The following is a 26,718-nucleotide window of genomic DNA, read 5'->3' as shown; positions in this document are numbered from 1 at the left end:
TCTCACCCGTCCGGAGTTCCCCCGGGAGCAACACGCCGAGAGACAGGCAGCAACAAGCCGGCTCCATCGTTCGACGGAGCCGGCCGACTGTTGCAGAAGGGCAGGCCTCATGCGGCCTTGCGGTCGTGGAGACCTTCTTCGACTTCCTCGACGATCTTTGCCACGAAGGCATCGAGATCTCCGGGATTGCGGGACGTGATGATGCCCTTGTCTGTGACCACGGCCTCATCCGACCACAGACCACCGGCATTGACGACGTCGGTCTTGATGGATTTGTAGGAGGTGACCTTGCGACCCTTGACCGCACCTGCCTCGACCAGAAGCCACGGCGCATGGCAGATGGCAGCGACGACCTTGCCGGAGGAGACGAACTCGCGGACGATCCGCAGGGCTTGGTCCTCGACGCGCAGCTTGTCCGGGTTGATCTGGCCGCCCGGCAGAACGAGCGCATCGAAGTCGGCGATATCAACGTCCTTGGCATCGAGATCGACGTCAATGCTGTCGCCCCAATCCTTCTCGTCCCAGCTCTTGATGCTGGTCTTTCCGATCGAGGCGATCTTCACGGTCGCACCCTGCTTCTTCAGGCCGTCATAGGGGACGCGCAGTTCCGACCGTTCATAGCCATCGGTCGCGAGAATGAGGATTTTGGATTCCTTGATAGAAGGCATGAGCCTGCTCCTTAAAGTTTTTTCGTGTTCTGAGCTTCGGTCACCGCAGCCTGTCCGGCAGGTCGATGTCGAAGCGGATGTCACGACGGGTTCGGTCCGTTAACGAGGCGAAGTGCGGATCGTTCCGAAAATGAAACCGTCAACGCACGCAAGATTGACGTTTCGGGAAAAAGAACATATGTAGAACACTATGAAGAAATCGCTGAAAGAGCGTTTGGCCATCCTTTCGGATGCTGCCAAATACGATGCATCCTGCGCCTCCAGCGGCACGACGAAACGCAATTCGTCGGCAAGCGGCGGGCTCGGCTCCACCGAGGGATCGGGCATCTGTCACGCCTATGCGCCGGACGGGCGATGCATTTCGCTGCTCAAGATCCTGATGACGAATTTCTGCATCTACGACTGCGCCTATTGCATCAACCGGTCATCCAGCAATGTCGAGCGCGCGCGGTTTTCGGTCGAGGAAGTCGTCTGGCTGACGCTCGAATTCTATCGCCGCAACTATATCGAAGGCCTGTTTCTGTCCTCCGGAATTATCCGTTCGTCGGACCACACGATGGAGGAGATGGTGCGGATCGCCCGCGAACTGCGCGTGACGCATAATTTCCGCGGCTATATCCACCTGAAATCGATCCCGGAAGCCTCCCCGGCGCTGATCGAGGAGGCCGGGCTCTATGCGGACCGCCTGTCGATCAACATCGAACTGCCGACCGATGCGGGCTTGACGCGCTATGCGCCGGAGAAGCGACCGGCCGGTATCCGCAAGTCGATGGGCGATCTCCGCCTGAAGATCGAGGAGATGCGCGACCCGACGCTTCAGACCAAGCGCACACGTCGCTTTGCGCCGGCCGGACAGAGCACGCAGATGATCGTCGGCGCCGACCAGGCGAACGACAGCGTCATCCTCGGCACCAGCGCCCGGCTATACGGCAGCTACGGCCTGCGGCGCGTCTATTATTCCGCCTTCAGCCCCATCCCCGATGCCTCGCGCAACCTGCCCCTCGTCAAGCCGCCCTTGATGCGCGAGCACCGGCTCTACCAGGCCGACTGGCTCTACCGCTTCTATGGCTTCGGCATCGAGGAGATCACCCGCGATCAGCCCGACGGCATGCTCGACCTCGATCTCGACCCGAAGCTCGCCTGGGCGCTCGCTAACCGGCAGCGTTTTCCGGTGGATATCAACAAGGCCGATCGGGAGATGCTGCTGCGCGTGCCCGGTTTCGGCGCGAAGATCGTCCGCGCCATCCTCACCGCCCGCCGATATCGTACCCTGCGCCTGGACGATCTCGTCCGCCTCAAAGTCTCGCTGAAAAAGGTCCAGGCCTTCATCGTCGCGGAAGGCTGGACGCCGTCCCGCCTCATCGACCGTCCGGATCTGCGCACGATGTTCGAGCCCAAACCGGAACAACTGGTCCTTCTCTGATGCCGCCGCTCGAGGTTGAGAGACAAACCGTCATGCTCGACGGGAAGGGCGATTTCGGCGAATGGCGGGAGGCCGCTCGCCGGCTTCTCAAGGCGGGAATACCACCCGCCGCCGTGGACTGGCGGGACAAGCAGGGCGCCATCGATCTCTTTGCCGACCCACCGCCCGCGCAGCCCGACCCGGAGCGGAAACCGGAGGGAGCAAGGCCGGAGATTACCGTTCCCCGCGCCTTCATGACGCTTGCCGAAACCGTGATCTGCCATTCCGATCCCGGCCGTTTCGCTCTCCTCTATCGCACGCTCTGGCGCCTGCAGGCCGAGCGAAACCTGCTCGATATCGTCTCCGACGCGGATATCGTCCGGCTCAATGCCATGGAGAAATCCGTTCGGCGCGACAGTCACAAGATGAAAGCCTTCGTCCGCTTCAAGGAGATCGGAGGCGGAATCTCGAAAACAGGCGCATCGAGCGGGGACGTCATGGAGGTGATCGCCAGCCCGGTCGCTCTGGAGGCCGGCGGCCTGTCGATCGGCCGTCGTCGGTTTTTCGCCTGGTTCGAGCCGGATCATTTCATCGTCGCCCGCGTTGCCCCTTTCTTCCAGCGGCGTTTTACGGACATGGACTGGATCATCGCCACGCCGAAAGGCTCTGCCGCCTGGGATGGAACGACACTGACGGTAACGTCCGAGCCGGCGGAAGATCCCAAGCTGACCGATGACGCGGACACGCTGTGGCGCACCTATTACAGCAACATCTTCAATCCGGCGCGGCTGAAGGTGAAAGCCATGCAGTCGGAAATGCCGAAGAAATACTGGAAAAACCTGCCCGAAGCCGATCTCATCCCCGGTCTGATCGCCGGCGCGGAGGAAAAGGTGCGGGCGATGGCGAGACAGGCGATGAAGGACCCGCCGGCCTTCCACGCCAAGGTGCGCGAGGCCGCCATGCCGAAGACCGAGGAGAACACCGCCATTCCCGGCACGCTGGAGGCCGCGCGGACAGAGGCGCGCGACTGCACCCGCTGTCCGCTCTCCTGCAAGGCGACGCAGACCGTGTTCGGCGAGGGGCCAAAGGATGCAAAACTCATGTTCGTCGGCGAGCAGCCGGGCGACCAGGAGGATCTTGCCGGTCGGCCCTTCATCGGCCCCGCCGGACGGATGTTCGACACGATCGCCGGCGAGGTCGACCTCGATCGAAAAACGGCCTATGTCACCAATGCCGTCAAGCATTTCAAATATGAGCCGCGCGGCAAGCGCCGCATCCACCAGAAACCGAATATGGGCGAAATCCGCGCCTGTCGCTGGTGGCTCAAGCTGGAGCTCGACCTGATTCAGCCGAAACTGGTGGTGGCGATGGGCGCAACCGCGCTGACATCCGTCATGGACCATGCCGAGCGGCTGGGCGACTACCGGAGCCGCAAGGTCGAGCTCGACGATGGCCGCGCGCTCTACACCACGGTCCACCCGTCCTACCTCCTGCGCATCCCCGACGAGGGGCGCAAGCGCGAGGAGATCGACCGGTTTCGCGAGGATCTTCAGGCCATCAAGAGCTTGAGCGACCAACTGTAAAGCCGGCTATGCGTTTACCGTTATACCGAGATCAAGCCCCAAGGCAGGGCGTTCATCACCTCATGACCCTCCGGCGTGATCAGCAACTGGTTTTCGATGATCATGCCGCCGACGCCATCGACATACCAGGGCGTCTCGAAGGCAACGACCATGCCCGGCTCCAGCACCACACGGCTGGTTGCAGAGAAGAACGGCCATTCCTCGCTGCCGAGCCCGGCGCCCAGCCCATGGCCGAAATGGCCGCGCGTAAAACCGGGAAATCCGGCTCTCGCCATCGCGGCGGTCGCAGCCTGATGCACCGTCCGCATCTCGTTTCCCGGCCGGATGTGCGCGAGCCCTGCATCGAAAGCCTGCGACAGCGCATCAAATAGCTTGCTTTGCATCGCCGTGGGTTCACCACAGACGAATGTCCGGCCGGTGTCCGAGGTATAGCCCTGGACGAGGCAACCGACATCGACCTTGATCAGGGAGCCGGTCTCCACCACGCCGCCGCGCGACCATGGATTTTCCCCGACGGACACATATTCCCAGTGACCAGTGAGATTGCGGATATCCTGCACGCGCGCAGCCGTCTGAACCGCCGACGTCCACACGTGCGCCAGCGCATCGCGCGTTTGTCCGGGGGTGATCGCTGCGGCCAGAGCGCCGATCCCGATCTCCGACAGCCGGACGGCCGTTCGCAGGTGCTCGATCTCCTGCGACGATTTCACCATCTTCAACTGCCGCAGCACGTCGCTGCCATCCATCAGCCGACAATCGGGCAAAGCCTCCGTCAGCAGGCTGAAATCCGAGACAGAAAGGCTGTCGAGCTCGACGCCGACACGCGCGGCCTGCAGTTTTCGCGACGCCAGGAGATCGCCGGCCAGCCGAAATCCGTGGGACGCATCGAACGTTTCCGGCCGCGCAAAGCCTGAATCCCGGCCTGCACCGGCCCAAGCGGCGGCAATGAGCTTTGGCACAGGCAGGGCCCCGTCATGCGGCCTGATATCCGCGGTCTCCACCCAAAGCGGGTGGACGCGGATATCCGTGACCACGCTCGATGCCCGGAAACTTTCCGCAAAAAGGTCGCTGATCACGGCACCGATAGCAAGAGCCGGGTCTGCCGGCACGAGGGCCGCGACGGCACCGGCCCGCCGCCACATCGTGCCGACACCCGGGCTCGCTCCCGTCGCGTAGGTAAAGCCTTCCGGCGTGAACAGGAGAAGCGCATCGAGCCCGGCTGCCGCCATGAGCCGTGCCGCCCGGTCCCGGTCGAGATACGCCATCTTTGTCTCCATCCGCATGATGAGCCCCCGGGGCGACGCGTTTCAGATATTGCCCATGCAGAGATATTTCATGTCGAGATAATCCTCCATGCCATGACGCGATCCTTCGCGGCCGATCCCCGACTGTTTCAACCCGCCGAACGGTGCTGCCTCCGACGACATGCGGCCGGTGTTGATCCCGATCATGCCGTATTCCAGTGCCTCCGCCACCCGCCAGACCTTGCGCAGCTCCGTGGCGTAGAAATAGGCGGCAAGGCCGTAGATCGTGTCGTTCGCCTGATGGATCACATCCTCGACCGTCTCGAACCGTATGACCGGCGCGACCGGGCCAAAAGTCTCGTCGCAGGCGACCAGCATGCCGTGATCGACATGGGTCAGCACCGTCGGCGCAAAGAAGGTGCCGGTCTCGCCGACCCGGCCGCCGCCGCAGAGCACCTGCGCGCCACGCAGCGTCGCATCCTCGACATGATGCGCCACCTTGCGCAGCGCCGCCTCGTCGATCAGCGGGCCGACCGAAACGGACGGCTCGAAGCCGTCCCCGACCTCGAGATCGGCGACCTGAGCCGCGAGCTTCTCCGCAAAGGCATCGTAGACGCCGGACTGGACGTAGATCCGGTTGGCCGAGGTGCAGGTCTGCCCGGCATTGCGGAACTTCGCCTGCACGGCGCCATCCACCGCGGCATCGATATCCGCATCATCGAAGACGATGAACGGCGCGCTTCCGCCGAGCTCCAGGCTGACCTTCTTGATCTGGTCGGCGCACTGCCGCATTAAAAGCCGCCCAACCTCGGTCGAGCCGGTAAAGCTGATCTTGCGCACCTTCGGATGCGTGCAGAGCTCGTAGCCGACCGCCTGGCCTTCGCTCGCAAGAACGAGCTGGAAGACGCCTTGGGGAAAGCCGGCATCGAGCGCCAGTCGGTGCAGCGCGACGGCCACCAGCGGCGTCTGTTCGGCCGGCTTCAGGATGACGGGGCAGCCGACCGCCAGCGCCGGCGCGACCTTGCGCGCCACCATCGAGGCCGGGAAATTCCAGGGCGTGATCGTGCCGACGATGCCGACCGGCTGCTTGATCACGAACATCCGCCGGTCGGTGGAGGGTGCCGGGAAGGTCTCGCCATAGACGCGCTTCGCCTCTTCCGCATACCACTCGATATAGGCGGCGGCGTGCTGCACCTCCGACCGGGCCTCGGCAAGCGGCTTGCCCATCTCGGCCGTCAGGATCGCGGCGAGATCGTCGATATGCGCGAGAACGAGATCGTGCCAGCGCCGCATGAGCTGGCTGCGATCCTTGGCCGGGAGCCCCGCCCAGGCCGGCTGCGCCAATGCCGCCCGCTCGATCGCGGCGCGCGTTTCCGGAACGCCCATATCCGGCAGGGTTGCCAGCAGAACGCCGTTGGAGGGGTTCCGCACCTCGAAGGCCGCGCCCGTCACCTCGGCTTCGGCAAGGATCCGCGGGTCCTTGAGATGACGGGTAAGATCGGATGTGACACGCATGAGCAGGCTCCCGGATCGACGCACGCCTCTTCGAGCGTCAGACACCATCGACGCCTTCAAGAGATGGCTGCGGAGATTGCCGCGATTGCCTTGACGTGACCAATGAAATCCGCTGATCGGATCACCACGCCTTCGAATGGTCGCCTCGCGACCGCTGGTTCACGTGCCATCGACAATTGCGGGAAAGGTCACCCTCGCCTTCAGACCGTGATCGGCCTTGCCCTCGGCTGTCACCGCCGGACCCAGCGAAAGGCGGCCTTCAAAGCGAACCGCGATCTCCTCGACGATCGGCAGACCCAGCCCGAGACCGGGCGCCTCGCTCTCCCCCCGGGCAAAGCGCTGGCGCACGGCCGGCAATCGTTCCGGCGGAATGCCGGGGCCGTTGTCCTCGACATCGAGCAGCACGACGCCCGCGGCATGCCCCACCCTCACCGTCACCTCGGCGCCCTGACCGGCATAGGCGAGCGCATTTTCCACGAGATTGCGCAGGAGTTCGCCGATCAGCAGCGGTTCCGCCGCGATCGACGCCGTCCCCTCGCCCTCGAAGCCGAGGTCGATGCCGGCATCGGCCGCGCGGGGCACATATTCCGCCGTGATCTCCCGCGCCACTCCCATCAGGTCCATCGGCGGGAGCGCCGTCGCGGATCCCGATCCCGTCGCGTCGATCTTTGCAAGCAGCAGCAATTGCGCCAGAATCCGCTCGGCATGCCCGACGGCCTCATCGCTGCGGGCGATGAAGGTCTTGATGTCCTCAGGCTTTTCGGACCGGGCCGCCAGCGCAAGCTGCGTCCGCACGACGGCAAGCGGCGTGCGCAGCTGATGGCCCGCATTGCCCGAGAAATGCCGCATGGCATCGAGCGCCGATTGCAGCCGCACCATGAAGGAATTGACCGTTTCGACCAGCCCCTCCACCTCCCGCGGGACAGACTGCCGGATCGGACGGAGATCGTCGGGGCTGCGCTCGGCGATCGCGTCACCCAGCCGGTAGAGCGGACGAAGCGACAATGTAACGGCGATCCAGACGATGGCCGCCGCGCCGAAGATCAGAAGAAACAGCCGCAGCGCCGAGCGAAACAGCAGCGCGCGGGCGAGCTGCTGGCGCGCCACCGTGGTTTCCGCCACCGTCACCACGAAGGGCAGCGAGTTGATCCCGGTCGAGGCCGAGCGCTCGAGCGCTGCAATCCGGATCGGCTCGCCGCGATAGTCCGAATCGAGGTAGACGGCCTGCCGCCCCTGCATTTCGGCGATGCCGGGCAGGGTGCGATAGCCCGTTATGAAGTGGCCGGGCGGCCCGTCGACCCGGTAGAACACCCGGTCCTGTGCAGCCGAGGTCAGCATTTCCAGCGCGACATAGGGCATATCGACCTCAAGCGTGCCGTCCTCGGCGACGACGACGCGATCGGCGATTGCGAGCGCGGATCCCGCCAGCACGCGGTCCGACACGCTGTTCGCCGTCTTCACGGCTTCCCGGTAGGTGTCACCGAGCGCGATGATGCCGATGACGGCGGTGGCCGCCAGCAGCCAGGCGAGCAGCCGCCGGCGCAGCGAATGTGCCGCACGCACGCCGCTCATCGCGTCTCCGGTGCAGGCTCTGCCGGCGCTTCCGCCTTGTCGAGATAGTAGCCGATGCCGCGCGCCGTGCGCACGGTCAGCCCATAGGGGGACAGGCGCTTGCGCAGGCGGCTGACATATTGCTCGATGGCGTTGGGGCTGAGATCGTCGTCGAACGCCGTCAGCGACTGCATGATGGCATCCTTGGCCACCACCTTGCCGGCCCGCATGAACAGGATCTCCAGAAGACCTGTTTCGCGCGAGGGAATATCGATGGGAACGCCGTCGGACGAGAAGGTCCGCGAGGTCAGATCCAGCGAAACGGAGCCGAAGGAGATCATGGAGGAACGCAGACCCGCCTGCCGCCGCAGGAGGACGCGGACGCGCGCTTCGAACTCGCCGATATCGAACGGCTTGATCATATAGTCGTCGGCACCGAGATCGAGGCCGCGCACCTTTTCCTCCGCACTCCCACGGGCGGTGAGGATCAGCACGGCCGACCGGTTCTGCCGCGCCCGCATGGAGCGCAGCACGTCGAGCCCGTCCATCTCCGGCAGCGTCAGATCGAGGATCACGAGGTCGAAACGCTCCGTCGCCGCGGCCGCGTCCGCCGAAGCGCCGTCGCGCACGACGTCAACGGCATAGCCGCTGCCGCGAAGAATGGCGGCAAGTCCCTCCGACAGGACCTTGTTGTCTTCGACCAGAAGGATTCTCAAAACGCGGCGGCTCCTCGACCCCGCCGATCCTAGAATAAGTCCGGGCACAGGCAAAACGATATTCGGCCATGAGGCTGGAAAGGCAACGGAACCCGTGACCCCGACACTTGTGCGGCAGCGGGCGCTGGCGCACACTCCCGCTCATGTACAGCCTCGCTGCCGCCATCCTCCTGTTTCTCGCCGGTGCGATCGATGCGGCGGCTGCGCCCGATGTCTTCCCTGCCCGATCCGGCCGGGCGGATGCACCCATCCTCGACGTCTACTCCTCGCTTGACGATCCTCTCGCGCAGCCGCTGATCCGGGGCTTCCAGGACGCTAATCCCGACATTGCCGTTCGTCACGAAAACATGCTGACCGGCGAGATCTACGACCGGATCGTTCGGGAAACGGATGCCGGGCAGAAGACGGCGGACTTCGCCTTTTCCTCGGCCATGGACCTGCAGGTAAAGCTCACCAATGACGGCTATGCCCAGCCGAGCAATCTGCCGCTCTCGCGCTCCTGGCCGGCCTGGGCCAACTGGCGCAACACGGCCTATGCGCTGACATTCGAGCCGGCCGTGTTCGTCTACCACAAGCCGAGTTTCGTCGGGCGCAAGCCGCCCTCGACGCGGGCCGAGTTCGTCCGTTTCCTCAAGGATGCGGGACATGCAGCCCGTGGGCGCATCGGCACCTACGACATCGAGCGCTCCGGCGTCGGATTTCTGTTCATGGCGCGCGACCAGGAGCAATTCAGCGATATCTGGTCGGTTATCCGCGCGATGGGCGAGGCCGGCGTCAAGCTCTACGCGACGAGTTCCGACATTCTGGAGCGGGTCGCCGACGGCCGTTTCCTGCTCGGCTACAACATCGTCGGGTCCTATGCGGCCGACTGGGCCGAACATCATCCCGATCTCGGCATCATCCTGTCGACCGACTACACGGTCGTCATCTCGAGGATCGGCCTCGTGCCGGAGGCCGCCGCCGCACCCGAACTCGGACGCCGATATCTCGAATTCTTCATGTCGGCCGAGGGCCAGTCGATCATGGCGCGCGAACTCCACATCGCCGCCGTTAATCCGGAGGTGGCCGGCGACAACACGGCGAGCACCCTCCAAGATATTCTCGGCGCGCAGCTGCGCCCCGTTCCCGTCAGCCCCGGCCTGATGGTCTATCTCGACCAGGTGAAGCGCGCCCGTCTGATCGCCCGCTGGAAGGACGTGCTCGGTCTTCGCTAGCCTCTGCCAGAGAAAACGCCGGGCTTTCTCCAAGAACAGCCGTCTGCCACCCGGAAATCTCGTGCGATCGACGCTGTGTTATGCGCTGGATGCATGGATGTCAGGTTGATGTCAGCTTATTATGGTGGCTTACTGGTGTTCGTCAGCGTGGAGGCGGTGACGAAGCGGTGCGGAGGAGTGTCTCACCCAAAACAGTCGGAGCGAGGGTCGTGTCGATCTTGGCCGCGCGCCTGTTTCCAAAACTCCTCGCGTCAACAATCGAAGCAAAGCGCGCACATGCGCTGACGGAGGACGTCACCTTGAAACAGTTTCTCATTGCATCCCTGATCGCCGGGGCCATGGCGCTTCCGGCGGCCGCAGCCGACTACACCATCATCGCCCCGGCGAATCCCGGCGGTGGCTGGGACCAGACGGCGCGTTCGATGCAGACCGCCCTGCAGCAGGAAAAGATCGCCGGCAACGTTCAGGTTCAGAACGTGCCCGGCGCAGGCGGCACCATCGGTCTCGCCCAGTTCGCCAGCCAGTCGGCCGGCAACCCCAATGCGTTGCTGGTCGGCGGCTATGTCATGGTCGGCGCCATCCTCACGAACAAGTCGCCGGTTTCGCTGAGCGAAGTCGAGCCGATCGCCCGCCTGACCGGCGAATACGAAGCGATCGTCGTCCCCGCCGAATCGCCGCTGAAGACCATGGGCGACCTCGTCGAGGCGCTGAAGAAGGATCCGGGTTCGGTGTCCTGGGCTGGCGGCTCGGCCGGCGGCACCGACCACATCGCGGTCGGCCTCATCGCCAAGGCCGCCGGCGTCGATCCGACCAAGATCAACTACATCGCCTTCTCGGGCGGCGGCGAGGCTCTCGCAGCCATCCTTGGCAACCAGGTTACCGCCGGCATCTCCGGCTACGGCGAATTCGAATCGCAGGTGAAGTCCGGCACGCTGCGCCTTCTCGCCGTCTCCAGCGCCGAGAAGATCGCCGGCGTCGAAGCACCGACCTTGAAGGAAAGCGGCCTCGACGTCGTCGTGCAGAACTGGCGCATGGTCGCCGCTGCGCCCGGCCTTTCCGCCGAACAGAAGGCCGCCGTCACAGCCGACGTCGAAAAGATGGTGAAGTCCGCCTCCTGGCAGGAAACGCTGAAGACCAAGGGCTGGCAGGACACGTATCTCTCGGGCGACGCCTTCAAGGCACAGCTCGCCAAGGACGTCTCGGCAACCGAAACCATCCTTAAAGAAATCGGCCTCGTTCAATGAGCGACGTCTCGCGCACCCCCAGCGCAAGCTCGCGCCGCCCCGACAGGGCGGCGCTTGCCGTTGCCGTCTTCCTCGGGGCCCTTGCCGGCCTGATCTTCTGGGATAGCTCCCGCCTGTCGGCCATGGCCAATTATTCCAAGATAGGCCCCGCCACCGTTCCCTTCGTCATCGCCTGGTGTCTTCTCGGTCTCGCCATCTGGACGGCCGTCGCCGCCTTCCGCAACGAGTTTCCGACACGCGAACGCCAGGAGATTCCGCCGGTCGCCTGGATCGTCGGGGGCCTCGTCCTGCAGATGCTCTTCCTGCGCACGGTCGGCTTCTCCGTTGCCACGGGCCTGCTCTTTGCCTTCACGGCCGCGGGCTTCGGCCGGCGCAAGCTGTGGATCACCATTCCGGTCGGCATTCTTCTCTGTCTCGCCGTCTGGCTCATCTTCGCCGGTCTCCTGCAGCTGTCGCTGCCGGCAGGGCCGCTCGAACACCTCTTCTTATAAGAGAGCGTCATGTCGACATTCGAATTCCTGCTCCAGGGCATCGGCATTGCCATGCAGCCGATGAACCTGCTTTACGCGCTCGTCGGGGTGACGCTCGGCACCGCGGTCGGCGTTCTCCCGGGCATCGGCCCGGCGCTGACGGTGGCGCTCCTGCTGCCCGTGACCTACCGGCTCGATCCCGCGGGATCGCTGATCATGTTCGCAGGCATTTATTATGGCGGCATGTATGGCGGCTCCACCACGTCGATCCTGCTCAACACGCCGGGCGAAAGCGCCTCCATCGTGACCGCGCTGGAGGGCAACAAGATGGCCCGGAAAGGGCGCGGCGGGCCCGCGCTTGCCACGGCCGCCATCGGCTCGTTCGTCGCCGGCCTCATCGCCACCATCGGTCTTGCCTTTATCGCACCCTTCGTGGTCAAGGTGGCGCTCGTCTTCGGCCCGCGCGAATATTTCGCGCTCATGGTCCTCGCCTTCGTCACCGTCTCCTCGGCCTTCGGCGATTCGACGCTGCGCGGTCTCACCTCGCTCTTCATCGGCTTTGCGCTTGCCATCGTCGGCATCGACCAGCTGACGGGCCAGGCCCGCATGAGCTTCGGTGTCCCGGATCTGCTCGACGGCATCGAGGTGACGACGCTGGCCGTCGCCATGTTCGCGATCGGCGAGACGCTCTACATCGCGGCACAGGGCGCCACCGGGCCGGACAAGGTCGAGGCGGTCAAGGGCTCGGTCTGGATGACCAAGCAGGATTGGGCCCGCTCCTGGAAGCCCTGGCTGCGCGGCACGTTGATCGGCTTCCCGATCGGCGCCATGCCGGCCGGCGGTGCCGAAATCGGCACCTTCCTCTCCTACGCCACCGAAAAGCGACTGACGAAGTATCCGGAGGAATTCGGCGAAGGAGCGATCGAGGGCGTTGCCGGACCGGAAGCCGCCAACAATGCGTCCGCCGCCGGTACCCTGGTGCCGCTGCTGACGCTCGGCCTGCCGACGACGGCCACCGCCGCCATCATGCTCGCCGGCTTCCAGCAATACGGCCTGCAGCCGGGCCCGCTCCTGTTTGCGACCAATCCGCAGCTCGTCTGGGGCCTCATCGCCTCGCTGCTGATCGCCAACTTCATGCTGCTCGTCCTCAACCTGCCGCTGGTCGGTCTCTGGGTAAAGCTGCTGACCATCCCGAAGCCCTGGCTCTATGCAGGCATCCTGCTGTTCGCGACGCTCGGCACCATCGGCGCCAATCCGTCGGTTTTCGAACTCGGCATGCTGCTCGCCTTCGGCCTTCTCGGCTATGTCATGCGCATCCTCGGCTATCCCATCGCCCCTGTCGTCGTCGGCCTCATTCTCGGGCCGCTCGCCGAGCAACAGCTGCGCCGGGCATTGGCGATCAGCCAGGGCGATCCGAGCGTGCTCTTCACCTCGCCGATCGCCGCGGTCCTGCTGATCATCGCAGCGCTCGCTTTGATCGTCCCCCTGATCCTGCGGGCACGCGGCCGCGGCCAGGTGCTCTCGCAGCTCGCTGCCAGCGAAGACTGATCGAAACCACCCCTTGAAACCATGAATGGCCGGATGCCCCGAAGCATCCGGCCATTTTTTGTTCAGCGCTCACCGGCAAATATAATCGGTTTAACTCCTGTAAAGATACACAGGTTCTGCACGATCGTTGCGCTGCCTTGCAAAGTAACGATCTCTTAAGACCTCCGTCTTGCTTGCCACGCATGGCTGCAATGAACTCTTGTACGTTGTGAAAGTGGCTTGGAAGGCCCATCTTAAGGTCACACAAGACGAAAACAGGAGACGAAGAGAATGACCAGCAAGCGTAACATTTTCGGCCGTGCCTTTGCCGTTATCGGCGCCGCATCCGCAGCAGCAGCAGCCATCGAAGGCGGCCGTCGCCCCCAGGCGCGCGACCTCAGCACCCTCGGCATCGACCCGACCAGCTTCCCGGCTCCCTATCGCCGCGGCTGATACCTCCTTCGAAACGGCTATCGACAGGATGTCGCAGCCGATACTCCGCCTGGGATGATCTATCCCGGGCTGCAAAAAGCCCGCAGGTCCATGACGGACCGGCGGGCTTTGCTTTGTCCGGTGGGTGACGTCGGTCACTGCACATGAAAAACCCGCGATCCTTTCGAACCGCGGGCTGTTGCGAGATGAGACGTGACAGCGGCTTTTGCCGCCGATCCTCAATGAGGGGAGACGGCGTCTGCGCCCACGGGGTGATGCTTCCGGTTATACCGGATGGACGACCAGAGAGCGATGCCGATGAGCGTCGCGCCGCCAAGCCCGGTGATGACTTCCGGGATATGCACCAGCGTCTGGACATACATGATCACCGACAGGATCAGGATCGCGTAGAACGCACCGTGTTCCAGGTAGCGATATTCCGCGAGCGTCCCCTTCTCCACCAGCATGATCGTCATGGAACGCACATACATGGCGCCGATACCGAGACCGATGGCGATGACGAACAGATTCTGCGTCAGGGCGAAGGCGCCGATGACGCCGTCGAACGAGAAGCTGGCATCGAGCACTTCGAGATAGATGAACGCTCCGAGACCGCCCTTTGCCGCTTCGCTCATCGTCCTCTGCGACGCATCGAGCAGGCCACCGATGACTTCGACGACAAGGAAGGTCACGAGGCCATAGATGGCGGAGAAGACGAAGGTGGTGCTTTCGACATCCGGCGTCGCCGCATCGTCCGGGATCAGTGCGGAGAAGGCGAGGATCAGGATGAGGACGAAGGCGATTTCGACGCCCTTGATGCTGGCTGCCGCCGACAGACGCTTTTCGATGAAGGAGATCCAGTGGATCTTCTTGTCATGGTCGAAGAAGTAGGAGAGACCGACCATCATCAGGAAGGTGCCGCCGAAGGCTGCGATCGGCAGGTGGGCGTCGTTCATGATGCGCGCATACTCGTCCGGCCTTGCGGCCGCGAGGATGATCGCATCGATCGGGCCGATACCGGCTGCGATGACCACGATCAGGAGCGGGAAGACGATCCGCATGCCGAAGACGGCGATCAGGATGCCCCAGGTCAGGAAGCGCTGCTGCCAGACCGGCGTCATGTCCTTGAGCTTGTTGGCGTTGACGATGGCATTGTCGAAGGACAGCGAGATTTCGAGCACGGCGAGAACCGTACAGATGAAGAAGACGGTGGCCATGCCGCCGATCGTGCCGGTCTCGTTCCAGCCGAGCCAGGCGCCGAGCGCAAGGCCGACGCCGGTGACGATGAAGGCCCAGGTGAAATAGCTGAGGGTCGGGGTCTCGGTGGAGGGGGTCATGCGCCTGCTCCCCCGTTTGCAGCCGCATCCGCAGCGGGGTTCGCCCCGGTGCAGGAAGACGCGTTATACGCAAAGACCGATGTCGTGCCCGCGCGGGTACGCATCGTCGTGAAGACGTTCTTTGTCATGGGAATTTACATCCGCCGGCTCAGTGTGCTGGCGGTACCGACATCGCGAGAGCGCCGTTAAAACTCTCGCCAGAGGGGCCCGGCACCAAGTTCGTCCCGCGCGAGTGTCGATGTCGTATGCGCGGGATTGCTGAACTATCTATCCATCTCGCACCCGACGTCAAGTCGGGACACGCGCGACGGGTAAACTCATTTCCTTTTGTCATGAGACCATCGCGAACCGGCACTGGATCATGCCTGCCTTTTGTGGCAACAGGCGGGGCGGCCTGCAGCGCCTGATCGAGCGCGCATCGACCCGCGCACCGGCCTGCTCCCCGACCTCATTTTCCGATCCCGCCGAGCAAGCCGCCATGTCGTCCACCGCGCCTCCCCAACCGCCTGCCATTCCGCCTGTCGCCCCGGCCCGTCCGGCGACCCTGCAACATTCGGCCGGCCTTGGAATCGTCTTCATGCTCCTGGGCATGCTGATGTTCTCGCTCAACGACACGATGGGAAAATGGCTGGTCGAGACCTACCCGGTCCTGCAGCTGATGACGATCCGCAGTGTCGCCGCCCTCCTCGTGCTGCTGCCGCTCGTTCTGCGCCGGGGCGTTTCGAGCGTCATCCGCGTCGAGCGTCCGGGGCTGCAGGCCTTGCGGGCACTGCTCTTTGCCGTCGATGCAACCGCCTTCTACTTTGCCGTCGGCTTTATGCCGCTTGCCGATGCGATGATCTACTGGCTTGCAGCCCCCATCTATGTCGCGGCGCTATCGCCCTTCCTGCTCGGCGAAAAGGTCGGTTGGCGGCGCTGGACGGCGATCCTCATCGGTTTTGCCGGCGTGCTCGTCGCGCTCGACCCTTCGCGCGAGAGCCTGTCGCTTCCGGCTCTGGTCGCACTCTTCGGCAGTGCCTGCTTCGCCTTTGCCATCATGCTCGGCCGCACCTTGCGCACCACGCCGGATACGACACTGGTGGTCTGGCAGTTCGTCGGCTCTCTCGTCTTTTCGCTGATCGGGATGGCCGTCGTTCCCGGCAGCTGGAAGCCGCTCGATCCCGCAACCATTCTCCTTCCCGCCCTGCTCGGCGTGGTCGCCATGCTCGCCCATGTGCTTGTCAGCCGCTCCCTGAAGCTCGCGGATGCCGCAACCGTCGTGCCGCTGCAATACACGCTGCTTTTCTGGGCCGTGGTCTTCGGCTGGATCTTTTTCGGCGACACGCCGCGCCCGACCGTCGTCATCGGTGCCGCGCTGATCGTCGCCTCCGGTCTCTTCATCTTTTTCCGTGAGCAAAAGCTAAAGAAAATCAACCGCCGCGACGAATAGCGACCGGATTGACCGTTGAGCGTTGCCAAAGCGGTTGCGATCCTTATGCTGGTCAACCAACAGGGAACGGGCGGCAGCGGCTCCAAGGGACGGCGACGTAACCTCGAGAGGACGCCCGGAGAAAATCGCGGCGGCGAACAATGCGGCCGGCACAACGGGGAGAGTGGGAATGGGACTGATCAGCCTTCGGCAATTGCTGGATCATGCGGCCGAAAACGACTACGCGGTACCGGCTTTCAACGTCAACAATCTGGAATATGTCCAGGCGGTCATGCGAGCTGCCGACAAGACGGACAGCCCCGTCATCCTCCAGGCGAGCCGCGGCGCGCGCGCCTATGCCGGCGACGGCTTCCTGCGGCACCTGATCCTCGGCGCGGCCGAGGAATATCCGCATATCCCGATCTGCCTCCATCTCGATCACGGCGACCAGCCCTCCACCTGCATCTCGGCCATCACCAACGGCTTCACCTCCGTGATGATGGACGGCTCGCTGCTCGCCGACGGCAAGACGGTGGCAAGCTATGAATACAACGTCGCGGTGACCGCCGAAGTCGTGAAGATCGCCCATGCGGCCGGTGTCTCGGTCGAAGGCGAACTCGGCTGCCTCGGCAATCTGGAAACGGGTGCAGGCGACAAGGAAGACGGGCATGGTTTCGAAGGCAGGCTGACGCGCGAGGAACTGCTGACGGACCCGGAACAGGCCCTCGACTTCGTGGCCAAGACCGGCGTCGATGCGCTTGCCGTCGCCATCGGCACCAGCCATGGCGCCTACAAGTTCACCCGCGCGCCGGATGGCGACATCCTGTCGATCGAGACGATCGAGAAAATCCACAAGGCCCTGCCCAACACACACCTCGTCATGCACGGCTCTTCCACGGTGCCGCAGGACCTGCAGGACCTGTTCACCGCCTATGGCGGCGAGATGACCCAGACCTGGGGCGTGCCGCTGTCGGAAATCCAGCGCGGCATTCCCTTCGGTGTGCGCAAGGTCAATATCGACACCGACCTGCGTCTTGCGATGACCGGAACGATCCGCAAATGCTTCAAGGAGAAGCCTGAGAACTTCGATCCGCGCGGCTATCTCAAGCCCGCGACGGCCTTGATGACCGATGTCTGCCTGGAGCGTTTCGAGGCCTTCCGCACCGCCGGCAAGGCGCCGTCGATCCGTATCAAGCGCATGGCCGAAATGGCTGCCGCCTACGCAAAGATGGCATGATCACAGTGCAGGGTAGCAGCCACGAAAAACGGGGGGAAAAACCGGGGGCTTCCGCCCCCGACACCTCTCTCGAAGAGACCGCCGCCAACCACCTTCCCGCGCCCGTCGTGGTCATGGGCGTGAGCGGTTGCGGCAAGAGCTCCGTCGGCGAGGCCATCGCCAAGGCTTTCGCAACCGATTTCATCGAGGGAGACGCCCTTCACCCACCGGAAAACATCGCCAAGATGTCGGCCGGTACGCCGCTGACCGACGAGGATCGCTGGCCGTGGCTCGATGCCGTGGGCAAAACTCTGCACGAGGGTTCGGATGCGGGACACGCGGTCGTCGTATCCTGTTCCGCCTTGAAGAAAGTCTACCGCGATCACCTGCGCCAGGCCGCGGGCGGGCGGCTCGCGTTCGTCTATCTCACGGGCACCAGAGCCGTCCTCGAATCCCGCATGGGCCACCGAACGGGCCATTTCATGCCGACGACATTGCTGGACAGCCAGCTGGCCACGCTGGAACCGCCGACAGGCGAAGACCTCGTGGTCACGGTCGATATCGATCGCCCGCTCGAGGCGGTCGTGATCGCCGCCATTGATGGCTTGGGCAATCTCCCGACGGAATGACAGCTTTTTAGACAAAGGCACCGATACCCGGGCTGCGGCATATTTGACGCATAGCGGCTTTGCTTCTTTGAGAGCGCATTCGCCCCGGTGACTCCGGCGGGGAAAGCGCTTTAAGGACATGCGGAAGACGACTTTCCGTGATTCTCAAGAGGGCATATCGACGGGGGAACGCGGGCGAGGCGACGGAGAGTGGGAACATGGCGCGATGTCATGACGTCGTCACACGAGAATGACACGCGTGCCGCAACGACGGCACAAATCCACATCTGCTTCGACATGCGTCTCCCAGTGCTCGGATGATGTGGAACAGGAAAGACCGCCATGGCTTTGCAAGATCGTGCAAAGGCCGGAAGCGGCCAGGATGAGGATGCGATGCGCTACGCCCTTTACTTCACGCCCCCCAAAGACGAGGCGCTGACCCTGGCTGCATCAGCCTGGCTCTCCCGCGATGCCTTTCTCGATGGTCGCGTGCCGACGCCCGAGGTCCCCGGTTTCTCGACGGAGGAATTGGGCACGCTGACGGCAGACCCACGGCGCTACGGCTTTCACGCCACGCTGAAGGCGCCCTTCGAACTTGCGCCCGGCCGCACGGAAGCCGAGCTGCTGGCAGCGCTGGACGAGTTCTCCGCCGAAAGCGAGCCGTTCGAGATCCCGTCCCTGACGCTCGGACAGCTCGGGCCTTTCTTCGCGCTCGTTCCCGGTGCGCCGTCGGATGCGCTTGCAAGCTTTGCCGCCGAAACCGTGCGGCGGTTCGAGCCCTTCCGGGCAGCCCTGTCGCCCGAAGACATGGAGCGGCGCAAGCCGGAGACGCTGCCGCCGGCCGAGCGGCGGAATCTCGAAACCTGGGGCTATCCCTATGTCTTCGACGCGTTTCGCTTTCACATGACGCTGACCGGCAAGGTTCCGGAGGATCGGCGCCCGGCCATGCGCACCGCACTCGAAGAGGCCTTTGCCGGTTTCCTCGGAAAGCCGCTGCCGGTGACCGCGCTTGCGCTCTTCATCGAGCCGAAGCGCGGCAGCCCTTTTACCGTCCACTCGCTGATGCCGCTGGGCGATGCCGCGATCGAAGGAGAGAAATGATGGCCATCGAGCAGATCTTCACCAATGCCAGCATTGTTCTGCCGGATGAAATCGTCAAGGGATCCGTCCTCGTTCGCGACGGCGAGATTGCCGATATCTCGACCGGATCGCTGCACACCGGAGAAGACTTCGAGGGCGATTACCTCATTCCGGGCCTGGTCGAACTGCACACCGACCATCTGGAAACGCATTATTCCCCCCGTCCGGGCCTGCGCTGGATGAAGATGGCGGCGATCCAGGCGCATGACGCGCAGATCGTCACCTCCGGCATCACCACCGTCTTCGATTGTCTGCGCATGGGATCGGCGGAGGGCGACGATGGCTTTGCCACCGGCGAGATGCGCGCCATGGCCGATGCGCTGGCCGAGGCCGAGCATGAGAACCGGCTGCGCGCCGATCACCGCATCCACCTGCGCTGCGAGGTCTCGACCGACAATGTGCTCGACCAGTTCGACGCCTTCCGCGACGATCCGAAGGTCGGTCTCGTCTCGCTGATGGACCACGCGCCGGGCCAGCGCCAGTTCCAGACGATGGATCAGTACATCCTCTATTACAAGATCAAGCGTGGCCTCTCGGACGAGGCTTTCGCAATCTATGTCGAGAAGCAGCTGGCGCTGTCGGAACGCAATTCCGCCCGCCACCGCATCGCGCTTGCCGAGCTCTGCGCCGCCCGCGGCATCCCGATCGCCAGCCACGACGATGCCACGGTCGCCCATGTGGAAGAATCGATCGACCTCGGCGTCAGGCTGGCGGAATTTCCGACCAGCCTGGAGGCCGCCGACCTCTCGCACGACGCCGGCCTCAGCGTTCTCATGGGCGCGCCGAACGTCGTTCGCGGCGGCTCGCACTCCGGCAACATTGCTGCGCGTGATCTTGCCGAGCGCGGCGTGCTCGATGTGCTCTCCTCCGACTATGTGCCCTTCAGCCTTATCCACGCGCCTTTTCTGCTCGCCGATGCGATCGAGGGCTTCGGCCTGGAAAAAGCGATCGCGCTCGTCAGCGACAATCCCGCCCGCACGGTCGGTCTGGAAGATCGGGGACGGATCGCGATCGGTCGCCGCGCCGACCTCGTGCGCGTCGAGCGCCCACGTGGCGTTCCCATCGTCCGCTCCGTCTGGCGCAAGGGGCGGCGTGTCGCATGACCCCGGATCACCCGACAGGCGGCACCGGCGCCATGATCGTCGTCGTCGGCCCGAGCGGCGCCGGCAAGGACAGCGTCATCGATTATGCCATGACCCGGCTGAAGACGAGATCGACCGAGGTGGAGCTTGTGCGCCGCGTGATCACGCGCGCGCACGATGCCGGGGGCGAGGATCACGAAGCCATTTCGCCCGAGGCGTTTTGCGCCCGTGCCGAGCAGGGTGCGTTTGCCGTGCATTGGGAGGCCCACGGCCTTCACTACGGCATTCCCGCCGCATGCCACGCCAAACTCAAGGACGGACGCACGCTCGTGGCCAATGGCAGCCGCGCCGTGCTTGAGAAATTTCGGGAGGCATTTCCGCGCGTAGCGGTCGTCAATATCGTTGCGTCGCCGGAGGTCATCGCCGCCCGTCTGATCGCCCGCGCGCGGGAAAGCGAGGCCGAGATCCGCCAGCGGCTCGCCCGCCAGGTGCCGGATATGACAAGCGATCCGCATCTGACCACCATCGACAATAGCGGCCCGCTGGAAGAGGCCGGCGAGCGCTTCGCCGCCTTCGTGCTGTCCTTGGCGAAGGCCGAAGCCAGTTGACGGATAAGGGCGTCAACGCGCCCTCATCCGTTGTTCTGTTTACTCGATGTCGAACGACACGCCCTGGGCGAGCGGCAGCGCCTTCGAATAGTTCACCGTGTTGGTCGCCCGACGCATATAGGCCTTCCAAGCATCCGAGCCGGATTCGCGACCACCGCCGGTTTCCTTTTCACCCCCGAACGCGCCGCCGATTTCTGCACCCGACGTGCCGATATTGACGTTGGCAATGCCGCAATCCGATCCGTCGGCCGACAGGAACCGCTCGGATTCCTGCAGGTCACGGGTGAAGATCGAGGAGGACAGGCCGGCCGCGACAGCATTATGGGCCGCAATCGCCGTGTCGAAGTCGCTATACTTCATCACGTACAGAATCGGCGCAAAGGTTTCCTCGAGCACGGGGCCTGCCTGTTCCGGCATTTCGACCAGCGCCGGCTTCACGTAATAGGCTTCGGCGTGGCCGAGATCGACACGCTCGCCACCTGTCACGCTGCCGCCATGCGCCTTGGCGTCCTCAAGCGCCTTCTGCATGCCCTCGTAAGCCGGGCGATCGACCAGCGGGCCGACGAGGGCCGTGCTTTCGAGCGGATTGCCGACGGACACGCTGCCATAGGCCTTTTTCAGGCGCGGCAGCAGGGCGTCATAGACGCTGTCGTGCACGAACAGCCGCCGCAGCGTCGTGCAACGCTGGCCGGCCGTGCCCATGGCACCGAAAGCGATGGCGCGCAGCGCCATGTCGAGATCCGCGGACGGGCAGACGATGCCGCCATTGTTGCCGCCGAGTTCCAGAATGCCGCGGGCGAAGCGCTTGGCCAGCCGCGGACCGACATCGCGGCCCATGCGGGTGGAGCCGGTGGCAGACACGAGCGGCACCTTGGGATGATCGACCAGAACCTCGCCGATCCCCCGGTCGCCGATCAGCACGGACGACAGGCCGGCCGGTGCGTCAGCGCCGAACCGCTTGATGGCTTTTTCGAGAACGGCCTGACAGGCCAGCGCCGTCAGCGGCGTCTTTTCCGACGGCTTCCAGACCACGGCATTGCCGCAGACGAAGGCGAGCGCCGAGTTCCAGGCCCAGACGGCGACCGGGAAGTTGAAGGCAGAGATGACGCCGATGACGCCGAGCGGATGCCAGGTTTCCATCATCCGGTGGCCCGGGCGCTCGGTCGCGATCGTCAGGCCATAGAGCTGGCGGGAGAGGCCGACAGCGAAATCGCAGATGTCGATCATCTCCTGCACTTCGCCGAGACCCTCGGACGGAATCTTGCCGGCCTCGAGCGACACGAGGCGGCCAAGATCGGCCTTGTGCGCGCGAAGCTCCTCGCCAAGCAGGCGGACGAGTTCGCCGCGGCGCGGCGCGGGGATCAGCCGCCAGGCCTTGAAGGCCTCGTGCGCCGCCTCGATCCGCGTGGCAGTCTCGTCTGCCGAGATGGTTTTCAGGCGCGCGATCTCCTGACCCGTTACCGGGGAGAAGGACGCCATGTCGCCGCCGGTGTGAAGGGACGGATCGACGCCGAGAAGGCCGAGCAACCGACCCGTTTCTGCAACCACGTCGAGTGGCTTGTGGGCGATATTCATGGTTTAACTCCTGAAACTGTATCAGCCGAAGCGAACGGTGCCGAGCCCGCCGGGCGAGGTGAGGGGGAGAAGGCCGCAGGCCATGTCCTTGATCTTCTGCGGCGTATAGAGATCGTAATAGTGCTGGTTCTTGCGGCCGATGGCATGCTCGGCGCTGAAACTGCCGGCGAAATCCTCGACGACGACGGCATAGACCCAGTCACGAAGCGCCGTTTCCAGCGAACCGTCGGAGAGTCCTTCCGCGTCCCGCGGGAAGACGATGTTGAGGTGGACCCCACCATCGCCGATATGGCCGAAATCGCAGATCCGCGCCTGCGGAAAGCGCTCCGGCATGTCGCGCTTCATCCGCTCGCAGAATGCCATGATATCCCCGCGACGAAAGGCGACGTCGAAGGCGATGAGGCGGCCGGACTGTTTGACGCCTTCCGACAGAGCATGCCGCAAAGCCCACATTTCATTCGCTGGGCCGATGAAGGCATCGGCGAGCGGCGCCTCCTCCGTCTCGAAGATTTCGGCCAGCACGGATTCGAGCATATCGCCCAGAGGCTCCTCGCTTTCGCGCGTCGGCCACGTCCGGCTGACCTCGGCGAGGATCACATAGTCCGGGATTTCGCCGTTCTGGAACGGGTTGCGCAGCGACGGCACATGATCGAGCGCCGCCGAGATGGCATTGCGCGACATGCCCTCGAAGGCCGACAGGGTCGTGCCCAGTCTTTCTTCCATCCGTCGCAGAAGCGGCATGACCGACTCCGGCCCTGCCGGCACAAGATAGGCGGTTGCGGTCTGCAGCGGCAGGCGTTCCAGATTGAGCACGCAGCGGGTGACGACGCCGAACACGCCGGACGTGCCGATGAAAAGCTGCTTCCAGTCCACGCCCGTGTTGTTCTTGCGCAGCGCCTGCCCGAATTCGAGGATCGTCCCCTCGACATCGGCCAGCACCACCGTCAGCCCCAGCACATTGCGCCGGACATCGCCATATTTCAGGAAGCGCGAGCCGCCGGTATTGGTGGCGATCATGCCGCCGAGGCGCGGATCGGCGCCAAGGTCGATCGGAAAGAACAGGCCGGACGCCTCCAGCCGCCGGTTGACGTCCGACAGCAGCAGACCGGCATCGGCCTCCAGCGACCGGTTGTCGGTATCGAGCACGAAATGCCCGGTCATCCGGTCGAGGCTGAGCACCACCTGCCCGCCGGCCGCGTCCGGAGTCGAGCCGGAGACGAGCCCGGTATTGCCCGATTGCGGCACGACCGGCAGGCCATGTCGCACGCAATAGGAAAGAACGGCCGACACCTCTTCCGTCGTCCGCGGCCGCAGGACGGCCAGCGCCCGGCCGGCATCGTAACGCGCGCCGGTCTCGTAGGCTGCCATGTCGCCGGCGTCTAACACGAAACCGCGCTCGCCCACCAACGCCGTCAGCGCCTGCACATGCTCGTCGCCCAGAACGACGCGCACGGTCACTCTGCCGCCTCGGCGCGCGATGTCGTCTGTCCCGAAATGCCGGCAAGGCAGGCTGCGATGGATGCCGCTTCGATCTCGGCATAATGGTCGAATTCGTTCAACACCGCCTGGCCGAGATCGGCCTCGAACTGTTGCTGGCTGGGGCTTGCGGAGAAATCCTGCGCGGCGGCATCGCCAAGGTTCGACTGGAAGATGCCGGCCGCGCTCACCGGCAGGAAGTCCTCGTAGACGATCGGATCGAACCGCACGAGCCCGTCGCGAAGGAGCGTGTCGAGATCGCCGGAAATATCGGCGCGCCGGCCCGCATCCGTCAGGCTGTAGGTGAAATAGCCGAGACCCTCCGCGCGGATACCCGCCCACGTGTCGGGAAAATCCTTGAACGCATCCGAAAGCGCCTGCTCGTAGGCCGCGGCGTTGGAGCCGTCGGCTGCCGGGCGGACAATGTTGCGCGAGCGGTCGAGCAGGGCATCGTAAAGCGCCCGCCCCTTCGGCGTCAGCGAGATGCCACGCTGTTCGATCTCCCCGAAACGGGCGGTGTGCGAGCCCGCGACCCAGGCGCCGGTCCCGTCTTGGAAGGAGACCGGCTCGTCCAGCGCCTTGAAGGACGTCTGGCGCAGAAGGATCGGGCAGGCCCGCGTCGGCGGGCCTTCGATGACGGCCTTGGGCGCAATGCCTTTCTCCGGCATGCGCGCCTGCACCGCATCGATATCGAGCGTGCGCGGCGTCAGATGGTTGATATGCGGCCCCTTGAACGAGACGACGTCGGCAAGCAGGCGATGCGCATCGTGCAGACGCTTGTAGAGACCCGCATCGACGATCGCCTTGTCGTGCCAGCGGAACGTCTCGAGCACCGCCTCGACGAAAGCGGCGGCGTCCTCAGCGTCAAGCCCGCCTTCGCTCTCGGCCTTTTCGGTCAGCGCGACAGCAGTGGGGGTGAAGATCGCGCGCGTCTCGAGCACGCGCTCGGCTTCGGCCCGCAGGTCCGCGTCGTCGATCAGGTCGAGCCGCAGCAGCGAGGTGAAGACGCGGAAGGGGTTGCGGCTCAGCGCCTTCGCACCGACGGGACGGAACGCCGTGGAATGAACCGGAACACCCGCGGTGCTGAGGTCGTAATAGCCGACCGGGAACATGCCCATGACCGCGAAGACGCGCCGCATCATCGAGAGTTCGGCAGGCGTCCCGAGCCGGATGGCGCCATGTCGCTCCTGCGAAATCCGTTCCAGCGCATCGGTTTCGGCAAGCCGCTCGGCAAGATCCGGATGCGAGGACAGCACCTCTCCGTTCACCTCGGCGACGAGATCCATCAGCGTGCCATAGGCCGGCACTTCCGTGCGGTACATGGCCGACATGGCGGCGGAAAAGGCGGAACGGATGTCGTCGTTCTGAACGAAGGTCGTCTCGGTCATGGCAGCTTGCCTCACGATATGGCGTCACGATAGGATGTGGCGCGCTGATCATTCTGGTTTCGTATGATACTACCCCGAAATGCGCTTTGATTGCGACTGTTTTGACTATGATCATGCGGGGGCGGAATGAAGTTGAGCCGACGACTGGTTCCCGACATCGCCACGCTGCAGGCGTTCGAATGCGCCGCACGTCATGGCAGCTTCACGCAGGCCGCGGCCGAACTCAGCCTCACCCAGAGCGCCGTCAGCCGCCAGATCAAGGATCTTGAAAGCCAGCTCGGCGTGCTGCTCTTCGAGCGCATCCGCCAGCGGGTCATCCTGTCGGATGCCGGACAGAAGTTTCTGCCCGAGGTGCGCCGGTTGCTGCGCCAATCGGAGGAGTTGATGGTGCGGGCCATGGGTGCCGCCCGGTCCGACAATGCCCTGTCGATCGCGACGCTGCCGACCTTCGGCAGTCGCTGGCTGACGCCGCGCCTCTCCGACTTTCTCCGCCTGTACCCCGATACGATCCTGAACATCGCGGCAAGGTCGCAGCCATTCGACTTTGCAGAAGAAAACTTCGATGTCGCCATTCACTACGGCCAACCGGTCTGGGCGCATGCGATCTGCGACTATCTCTGCAGCGAAGTCATCGTGCCCGTGGCGAGCGCCGAGCTTCTCGCGCAGCATCCAGCCGGTGCCCCTGTCGATCTCGACGGGGCACCTTTGCTCCATCTCGCGACCCGGCCGAAAATGTGGGCGGAATGGTTCGAGGCGAACGGCACGACGGCGCGCAGCGCCTATCGCGGCAGCCGCTTCGACCAGTTCGCCATGGTGATCGAAGCCGCGATCGCCGGGCTCGGCTTCGCGCTCCTGCCGCGCTATCTGATCGAGCACGAACTGGCCATCGGACGTCTTGTCGTGGTGTTCGACCGGCCGATGAAGACCGAGAACAGCTATTACCTCGTCGTGCCCGAAGGAAAGATGGAGAACCAGGCGGGCCTCGCCTTCCGGGACTGGATCATGGGCCAGGTCACGTGATGTGACGTGACGGCGGAACTTTGTGCATGGCTTACGGAACAAAATTCCCTGAGCCGCGTTGTCGCGCCGAGAGAACGGCCATGCTTCGCTTCGAGCCCGGGAGGTGGCGGTCATCGAATTTCATCCGAAAACATCTTTGACCGCGCCTGTCCCCGTCCGGCGTCCAGACCGGTTTCAAGCCATGCCGAAGCCGCGCTTTACCTTGCAAGCGCACCGGCATCCCGCTAGAAAACAAAGCCTTAAATTCAGTTTCCGCACATCCGATCGGTCCTCTCGCCGGTCGGCAGCGGAGAT

The 26,718-nt window shown here is 64.3% G+C and carries 23 protein-coding genes; 14 read left to right on the top strand and 9 right to left on the bottom strand.

Annotated features, from left to right (window positions below; translation table 11 throughout):
• Positions 1-107: 107 nt before the first annotated feature.
• Positions 108-668 (bottom strand): type 1 glutamine amidotransferase domain-containing protein, encoded by a 561-nt coding sequence (locus tag ASG39_RS05290; protein WP_062593641.1) that lies wholly within the window; start codon positions 666-668, stop codon positions 108-110.
• 190 nt (positions 669-858) lie between these two features.
• On the opposite strand from ASG39_RS05290, the gene ASG39_RS05285 reads away from it, so the two are divergent.
• Both ASG39_RS05285 and ASG39_RS05280 read left to right on the top strand, forming a co-directional pair.
• Positions 859-2,091, top strand: coding sequence for a putative DNA modification/repair radical SAM protein (locus ASG39_RS05285; protein WP_062593639.1), 1,233 nt, complete (start codon positions 859-861; stop codon positions 2,089-2,091).
• Between the two features lie 32 nt (positions 2,092-2,123).
• Positions 2,124-3,653 (top strand): UdgX family uracil-DNA binding protein, encoded by a 1,530-nt coding sequence (locus tag ASG39_RS05280; RefSeq protein WP_244481130.1) that lies wholly within the window; start codon positions 2,124-2,126, stop codon positions 3,651-3,653.
• 20 nt (positions 3,654-3,673) lie between these two features.
• Here the strand turns inward: ASG39_RS05280 and ASG39_RS05275 are convergent, their stop codons facing one another.
• The 4 genes from ASG39_RS05275 to ASG39_RS05260 form a co-directional block, all read right to left on the bottom strand.
• Positions 3,674-4,918 (bottom strand): Xaa-Pro peptidase family protein, encoded by a 1,245-nt coding sequence (locus tag ASG39_RS05275; RefSeq protein ID WP_062593712.1) that lies wholly within the window; start codon positions 4,916-4,918, stop codon positions 3,674-3,676.
• A gap of 42 nt (positions 4,919-4,960) precedes the next feature.
• Positions 4,961-6,412, bottom strand: a complete 1,452-nt coding sequence (locus ASG39_RS05270; RefSeq protein ID WP_062593635.1) for an NAD-dependent succinate-semialdehyde dehydrogenase — start codon at positions 6,410-6,412, stop codon at positions 4,961-4,963.
• Positions 6,413-6,571: 159 nt separating this feature from the next.
• Positions 6,572-7,975, bottom strand: coding sequence for a sensor histidine kinase (locus ASG39_RS05265; protein ID WP_062593710.1), 1,404 nt, complete (start codon positions 7,973-7,975; stop codon positions 6,572-6,574).
• A 5-nt stretch (positions 7,976-7,980) separates the two neighbouring features.
• Positions 7,981-8,679 (bottom strand): response regulator transcription factor, encoded by a 699-nt coding sequence (locus ASG39_RS05260; RefSeq protein ID WP_062593633.1) that lies wholly within the window; start codon positions 8,677-8,679, stop codon positions 7,981-7,983.
• 143 nt (positions 8,680-8,822) lie between these two features.
• Between ASG39_RS05260 and ASG39_RS05255 the strand changes: the two genes are divergently transcribed.
• The 5 genes from ASG39_RS05255 to ASG39_RS24160 all read left to right on the top strand — a co-directional run bounded on the left by ASG39_RS05255 (position 8,823) and on the right by ASG39_RS24160 (position 13,587).
• Positions 8,823-9,893, top strand: coding sequence for an ABC transporter substrate-binding protein (locus ASG39_RS05255; RefSeq protein ID WP_062593708.1), 1,071 nt, complete (start codon positions 8,823-8,825; stop codon positions 9,891-9,893).
• A gap of 299 nt (positions 9,894-10,192) precedes the next feature.
• Positions 10,193-11,137, top strand: a complete 945-nt coding sequence (locus ASG39_RS05250) for a tripartite tricarboxylate transporter substrate binding protein (protein ID WP_062593706.1) — start codon at positions 10,193-10,195, stop codon at positions 11,135-11,137.
• Positions 11,134-11,628 carry a tripartite tricarboxylate transporter TctB family protein gene (locus ASG39_RS05245; protein ID WP_062593630.1) on the top strand — a complete coding sequence of 165 codons (495 nt, stop codon included), beginning with the start codon at positions 11,134-11,136 and terminating at the stop codon, positions 11,626-11,628. Before ASG39_RS05250 ends, ASG39_RS05245 begins: the two co-directional genes overlap by 4 nt.
• A gap of 9 nt (positions 11,629-11,637) precedes the next feature.
• On the top strand, positions 11,638-13,155 hold the full coding sequence (locus ASG39_RS05240) for a tripartite tricarboxylate transporter permease (RefSeq protein ID WP_062593628.1): 1,518 nt from the start codon (positions 11,638-11,640) through the stop codon (positions 13,153-13,155).
• 270 nt (positions 13,156-13,425) lie between these two features.
• Positions 13,426-13,587: a hypothetical protein gene (locus tag ASG39_RS24160; RefSeq protein ID WP_165915037.1), complete on the top strand. Its 162-nt coding sequence runs from the start codon at positions 13,426-13,428 to the stop codon at positions 13,585-13,587.
• A gap of 218 nt (positions 13,588-13,805) precedes the next feature.
• Here the strand turns inward: ASG39_RS24160 and ASG39_RS05235 are convergent, their stop codons facing one another.
• The gene (locus ASG39_RS05235; RefSeq protein WP_062593626.1) at positions 13,806-14,903 is read right to left on the bottom strand and encodes a DUF475 domain-containing protein; all 1,098 of its coding nucleotides are present in this window, start codon (positions 14,901-14,903) and stop codon (positions 13,806-13,808) included.
• A 361-nt stretch (positions 14,904-15,264) separates the two neighbouring features.
• Here ASG39_RS05235 and ASG39_RS05230 point away from each other — a divergent pair, with 361 nt between their 5' ends.
• From ASG39_RS05230 to phnN, 6 genes are all read left to right on the top strand, one after another.
• The gene (locus ASG39_RS05230; RefSeq protein WP_277995951.1) at positions 15,265-16,332 is read left to right on the top strand and encodes a DMT family transporter; all 1,068 of its coding nucleotides are present in this window, start codon (positions 15,265-15,267) and stop codon (positions 16,330-16,332) included.
• A 169-nt stretch (positions 16,333-16,501) separates the two neighbouring features.
• Positions 16,502-17,548, top strand: a complete 1,047-nt coding sequence (gene fba / locus ASG39_RS05225; RefSeq protein ID WP_062593624.1) for a class II fructose-bisphosphate aldolase — start codon at positions 16,502-16,504, stop codon at positions 17,546-17,548.
• A 113-nt stretch (positions 17,549-17,661) separates the two neighbouring features.
• On the top strand, positions 17,662-18,156 hold the full coding sequence (locus ASG39_RS05220) for a gluconokinase (RefSeq protein ID WP_062593702.1): 495 nt from the start codon (positions 17,662-17,664) through the stop codon (positions 18,154-18,156).
• A gap of 372 nt (positions 18,157-18,528) precedes the next feature.
• Complete coding sequence (locus tag ASG39_RS05215; RefSeq protein WP_062593700.1) at positions 18,529-19,236, top strand: DUF1045 domain-containing protein; 708 nt, start codon at positions 18,529-18,531, stop codon at positions 19,234-19,236.
• The gene (locus ASG39_RS05210; protein ID WP_062593622.1) at positions 19,236-20,378 is read left to right on the top strand and encodes an alpha-D-ribose 1-methylphosphonate 5-triphosphate diphosphatase; all 1,143 of its coding nucleotides are present in this window, start codon (positions 19,236-19,238) and stop codon (positions 20,376-20,378) included. The genes ASG39_RS05215 and ASG39_RS05210 overlap by 1 nt, the downstream gene beginning before the upstream one ends.
• Positions 20,375-20,965 carry a phosphonate metabolism protein/1,5-bisphosphokinase (PRPP-forming) PhnN gene (gene phnN / locus ASG39_RS05205; protein WP_062593620.1) on the top strand — a complete coding sequence of 197 codons (591 nt, stop codon included), beginning with the start codon at positions 20,375-20,377 and terminating at the stop codon, positions 20,963-20,965. The genes ASG39_RS05210 and phnN overlap by 4 nt, the downstream gene beginning before the upstream one ends.
• A 39-nt stretch (positions 20,966-21,004) precedes the next feature.
• On the opposite strand, the gene ASG39_RS05200 is transcribed toward phnN, so the two are convergent.
• Genes ASG39_RS05200 through ASG39_RS05190 form a run of 3 tightly spaced genes read right to left on the bottom strand, consistent with a single transcriptional unit; the run spans position 21,005 to position 25,404 of the window.
• Positions 21,005-22,540, bottom strand: coding sequence for an aldehyde dehydrogenase family protein (locus ASG39_RS05200; protein WP_062593618.1), 1,536 nt, complete (start codon positions 22,538-22,540; stop codon positions 21,005-21,007).
• A gap of 21 nt (positions 22,541-22,561) precedes the next feature.
• Positions 22,562-23,998 (bottom strand): FAD-binding oxidoreductase, encoded by a 1,437-nt coding sequence (locus ASG39_RS05195; RefSeq protein ID WP_244481129.1) that lies wholly within the window; start codon positions 23,996-23,998, stop codon positions 22,562-22,564.
• Entirely contained in the window at positions 23,995-25,404 is a 1,410-nt protein-coding gene (locus ASG39_RS05190; RefSeq protein ID WP_062593616.1) for a VOC family protein, read from the bottom strand. The genes ASG39_RS05195 and ASG39_RS05190 overlap by 4 nt, the downstream gene beginning before the upstream one ends.
• A gap of 126 nt (positions 25,405-25,530) precedes the next feature.
• Here ASG39_RS05190 and ASG39_RS05185 point away from each other — a divergent pair, with 126 nt between their 5' ends.
• Entirely contained in the window at positions 25,531-26,424 is an 894-nt protein-coding gene (locus tag ASG39_RS05185; RefSeq protein WP_062593614.1) for a LysR family transcriptional regulator, read from the top strand.
• Positions 26,425-26,718 lie beyond the last annotated feature (294 nt).

It is taken from the genome of Rhizobium sp. Leaf371, assembly GCF_001424045.1.
Lineage (GTDB): Bacteria > Pseudomonadota > Alphaproteobacteria > Rhizobiales > Rhizobiaceae > Ferranicluibacter.
Note: the sequence above shows the minus strand (reverse complement) of the source record. Positions and strands in the feature narration are given on the sequence as shown.